This is a genomic window from Pseudomonas sp. GM55 (assembly GCF_000282395.1).
In the GTDB taxonomy this organism is placed as follows: Bacteria; Pseudomonadota; Gammaproteobacteria; order Pseudomonadales; family Pseudomonadaceae; genus Aquipseudomonas; species Aquipseudomonas fluorescens_CC.
On sequence record NZ_AKJJ01000019.1, the window covers coordinates 1 to 3,992 of the forward strand.

At 58.7% G+C, this 3,992-nt stretch carries 5 protein-coding genes and 1 tRNA gene; 2 read left to right on the forward strand and 4 right to left on the reverse strand.

The window, feature by feature from the left end; translation table 11 throughout:
* Positions 1-49: 49 nt before the first annotated feature.
* Positions 50-126, reverse strand: a tRNA-Arg gene (locus PMI31_RS03320).
* A gap of 274 nt (positions 127-400) precedes the next feature.
* On the opposite strand from PMI31_RS03320, the gene folD reads away from it, so the two are divergent.
* Together folD and pbpG are read left to right on the forward strand one after the other, a co-directional pair.
* The gene (gene folD / locus PMI31_RS03325; protein ID WP_008016222.1) at positions 401-1,255 is read left to right on the forward strand and encodes a bifunctional methylenetetrahydrofolate dehydrogenase/methenyltetrahydrofolate cyclohydrolase FolD; all 855 of its coding nucleotides are present in this window, start codon (positions 401-403) and stop codon (positions 1,253-1,255) included.
* 238 nt (positions 1,256-1,493) lie between these two features.
* On the forward strand, positions 1,494-2,432 hold the full coding sequence (gene pbpG, locus PMI31_RS03330) for a D-alanyl-D-alanine endopeptidase (RefSeq protein WP_008016223.1): 939 nt from the start codon (positions 1,494-1,496) through the stop codon (positions 2,430-2,432).
* Between the two features lie 56 nt (positions 2,433-2,488).
* Here the strand turns inward: pbpG and PMI31_RS03335 are convergent, their stop codons facing one another.
* The 3 genes from PMI31_RS03335 to PMI31_RS03345 all read right to left on the reverse strand — a co-directional run bounded on the left by PMI31_RS03335 (position 2,489) and on the right by PMI31_RS03345 (position 3,756).
* Entirely contained in the window at positions 2,489-2,704 is a 216-nt protein-coding gene (locus tag PMI31_RS03335) for a hypothetical protein (protein ID WP_008016224.1), read from the reverse strand.
* A 17-nt stretch (positions 2,705-2,721) separates the two neighbouring features.
* Positions 2,722-2,928, reverse strand: coding sequence for a DUF6021 family protein (locus tag PMI31_RS03340; protein ID WP_008016225.1), 207 nt, complete (start codon positions 2,926-2,928; stop codon positions 2,722-2,724).
* A 93-nt stretch (positions 2,929-3,021) separates the two neighbouring features.
* Positions 3,022-3,756 (reverse strand): peptidase C39 family protein, encoded by a 735-nt coding sequence (locus PMI31_RS03345; protein ID WP_008016226.1) that lies wholly within the window; start codon positions 3,754-3,756, stop codon positions 3,022-3,024.
* Positions 3,757-3,992 lie beyond the last annotated feature (236 nt).

Consider the following 3,992-nt stretch of genomic DNA (forward strand, 5'->3'; position numbering starts at 1 on the left):
AACTGAGCTACGCCCACCATATCGCGCTACTTGTGCCAATGCTGCCTAATGGCGCACCCGGCAGGACTCGAACCTGCGACCATCCGCTTAGAAGGCGGATGCTCTATCCAGCTGAGCTACGGGCGCCTTGTTAGCTGTACCCTTGGAGGACTACAAACTAAGTGCTTTCCAGTCTCGCAGAATCGTAATCCCGCTCAACCTTCCTAACCAGTGCTAGGCTGTGCCCGACAAGTGCGACGAATAGTATAGAGCCCCCCGAAGGTCGTCAAATCCTTTTTAAAAAAAATTCATTTAATTAAAGGAGTTAGGGGAATTTGCAGACCAAGCGCCTTTGCCCTCACCGCATGACATGCGAGAATGCGTTCTCTTTTTTTCCCCTCTCGATGGTTAATCACGCGCAATGACTGCACAACTAATCGACGGCAAATCGATCGCCGCCAGCCTGCGCCAGCAGATCGCCCAACGTGTCACCGAGCGTCGCCAGCAAGGCCTGCGCACGCCCGGCCTTGCGGTGATCCTGGTCGGCAGCGATCCTGCCTCTCAGGTTTATGTCTCGCACAAGCGTAAAGACTGTGAAGAGGTCGGCTTTCTATCCCAAGCTTATGACCTGCCTTCCGAAACCACTCAAGAAGCGCTGACCGAGCTGATCGATCGCCTGAACGATGATCCTGCAATCGACGGCGTTCTGCTTCAGCTTCCGCTTCCCGAACACCTGGACGCCTCCAGACTGCTGGAGCGCATTCGTCCGGATAAGGACGTCGACGGGTTCCACCCTTATAACGTCGGTCGTCTGGCCCAGCGTATCCCGCTGCTGCGCCCATGCACCCCCAAAGGCATCATGACCCTGCTGGAAAGCACCGGAGCCGATCTCTACGGGATGAATGCCGTGGTTGTCGGCGCGTCCAATATCGTTGGCCGCCCAATGGCGATGGAATTGCTGTTGGCCGGTTGCACCGTGACGGTCACCCACCGCTTTACCAAGGACCTGGCCGGTCATGTCGGCCGTGCGGACCTGGTTGTCGTAGCCGCCGGCAAGCCGGGCTTGGTCAAGGGCGAGTGGATCAAGGAAGGTGCGATCGTGATCGATGTCGGCATCAACCGCCAGGACGACGGCAAGCTGGTCGGTGACGTGATCTATGAAACCGCCCTGCCCCGCGCCGGCTGGATCACTCCGGTACCTGGTGGCGTTGGCCCGATGACCCGTGCCTGCCTGCTGGAAAACACCCTGTACGCCGCTGAAACCCTGCACAGCTAGGTTTCAACGCGAACGCAGGTAGCGAGTCAAAGAACCCCGCCCCTGGCGGGGTTTTTTTGCCTGCGAAAAACCTTCGACCGCCCGCCGGAAAATGACTTTTTTTTCATGTTTCTCAGGACTTTCGCCTGTTACTTGAACAACCATCGACAGTTATTCAGCCATACTCCAGAATGTCGCGCTTTTCAGGAAACAGTCCGTTACAAAACGGCTTATCAACACCCTTTATGAGTCTGCCAGCGTGAAAATTCGTCTTTCCATCCTGAGCCTATTTTTTGTAGTTACAGGGACTTTCCTCACGCCAATCGCCAGTGCTGACGAGACCACCGCAGCGCCGCGAGATACGAAGACACTCAAGCTCGCCTCCGGCAGCTCCTTGCTGCTGGACATGCAGACCAACAAAGTCATCTATGCCAGCAATCCTGACGTGGTGGTGCCGATCGCTTCCGTCAGCAAGTTGATGACTGGCCTGGTCGTGGTTGAATCTCGGCAGAACATGGACGAATACATCGACGTCAACATCAGCGACACACCGGAAATGAAAGGCGTGTTCTCCCGGGTCAAGCTCCGGAGCGAACTGCCGCGCCGGGAAATGCTGCTGATTGCCTTGATGTCCTCGGAAAACCGCGCCGCCGCGACTCTGGCGCACCACTATCCGGGCGGCTATGCCGCGTTCATTGCGGCAATGAACGCCAAGGCCCGGGCACTGGGCATGACCAACACGCATTTTGTCGAGCCGACCGGTCTCTCCCCGCGCAACGTGTCGACCGCTCGCGACCTGAGCAAGCTGTTGATCGCCGCGCACAAGTACCCGCTTCTGACCGAGCTGAGCACGACCAAGGAAAAAACCGTCTCGTTCCGTAAACCCAACTACAGCCTGGGCTTTCGCAACACCGACCATTTGGTCCGCAAGCCGGACTGGGACATTCAACTGACGAAAACCGGTTTCACCAACGAAGCCGGTCACTGCCTGGTGCTGGTGACCCGGATGGCTAACCGCCCGGTTGCCCTGGTGATCCTCGATGCCTACGGCAAGTACACCCACTTTGCCGATGCCACGCGCATGCGTAACTGGGTTGAAACTGGCCACAGCGCGGATGTGCCTTCGGTCGCCCTGCAATACAAATCGGACAAGAACCTCAAGCATCGCCAGAGCGGTGTGATTGAAGCCTCGAAGTAACGAAACAGCAACACACGAAAAGCCCCGATCGAACGGGGCTTTTTTTCGCCAGTCGTTTAGTCGTTAGGCAACGGCATCTGGTCGTCATCCGGGATGCCGTCACCGGTACTTGGATCTCGCCACCCCTTCGGCTGCCCAGTGGGCACCACCGTTGGCCGCGCCAAGGGATCCCTCAACGGGCTGTCGGGATCCATCACCGGATCAGTGCTTTGTTCGGGGGTTGTGGGGACAGTTTCCGGACGTTTGTCGTCGAAACTGGAATCAGTGGACATACGCACCTCCATTGGACCTAAGGCTTCAGATTACCCAGTGGATCATAGGGCTTTGCCGGAGCCTTGGGGTTGTCACCCGGTTTCACGTCCCTCGGTGCCTTGGCAGGCCCGATGGGGTCGACCTGTGGATCGGCAAGGTCCGGGGAATCGGGGTCGAAACCCAGCTCATTGCCAGACGAATGTTCGGACGAGTGCGGACCGACGGGCGTTGTGGAATGAGCCATGGGCGCCTCCTGATCTCGGCCCGGTAATGTTGCGGGCCCATAAGGATAAGAGGCTGGCGACGGGCGAAGGTGCCCGCCGGGTGACAAACGGACTTAGTGCGCGGCCAAGGCTTTTTTCGCCCTGGTGGCGGCCTGCTCCTGACCGGCCTGAGCCAGATCGTTGGCGGCCTTGAGCCAGCGTTGCTGATCGACCTGAGCCGGGATTTGCGTCGGATTCAGGATCAACACGGCCCAACCACCGGCGTCCTTGAGCGCCGACTCGAAGGCGCTGAAGCTCATCAGTTCGCGGCGATCCATCCCGGCCCGCAACAGGACCGTCTGCTTCTGGCGGTTGTAGCCGGCCAGAATGGCGTAACGCGGTTCGGCCCACATGGCCGAGCCTTCAGTAAAGCGCACCATCACCGGATAACCGGCGGCGACTTGCGTCAACAAGGCCACGAGGTTGCTGTCGAGGGGATAAACGACCATCCCGTACTCGCGGGCCAGGCTCTGCATGCCCTGTTGCAACTGAGCTTCGCCCCCCGGCAAATGCAAGGGCTTTTCGAGCAACCCCGGGGTGATCACGATGCCCTGCTGGGACAGCATGCTGGCCAACACCTGCGGCCCGCTTTGATACGCATCGCCGCGGTAGAATCGGCCGCTGAGCTCGACTCGCTCGGGTAATCGCTTGATCTCGGGCGCAACGCTCCCGGCACAGCCCGCCAGACCTGCCACGCAACCGGCTATCAGCATGGCCGACAAAATTCGAGAAAATACCCGCACCATCAGCTCTCTCTTGTTCAGGTTCAGACGCCAGGCAACCCCATTCCCGGCTTGGTGGTCGATCATAGGTCGCCGCGCCGCTACGGTATAGCCTTAATCGGTAGTCCAGTGCATTCGATAGAGCGAACTGGTTGGTGACTGCCGACTTTCGGTCAATAGTCTGAAATGCAGCAGCGGCTAGACTGTTTTCTAAACGGACGACAGCCAAGTGCGTGTGCCCGCAGCAGGGCAAAGAGGAGGCACAGATGAGCCTGACCATGATCATTGCGATACTGATTGGCAGCTGGCTGGCGGTAGCCGCC

Excerpts from the sequence above, each read along its gene's own strand:
- PMI31_RS03345 (WP_008016226.1), bottom strand. The coding sequence starts at position 3,756 with ATGATCGACCACCAAGCCGGGAATGGGGTTGCCTGGCGTCTGAACCTG.
- PMI31_RS03340 (WP_008016225.1), bottom strand. The coding sequence starts at position 2,928 with ATGGCTCATTCCACAACGCCCGTCGGTCCGCACTCGTCCGAACATTCG.
- folD (WP_008016222.1), top strand. The coding sequence starts at position 401 with ATGACTGCACAACTAATCGACGGCAAATCGATCGCCGCCAGCCTGCGC.
- PMI31_RS03335 (WP_008016224.1), bottom strand. The coding sequence starts at position 2,704 with ATGTCCACTGATTCCAGTTTCGACGACAAACGTCCGGAAACTGTCCCC.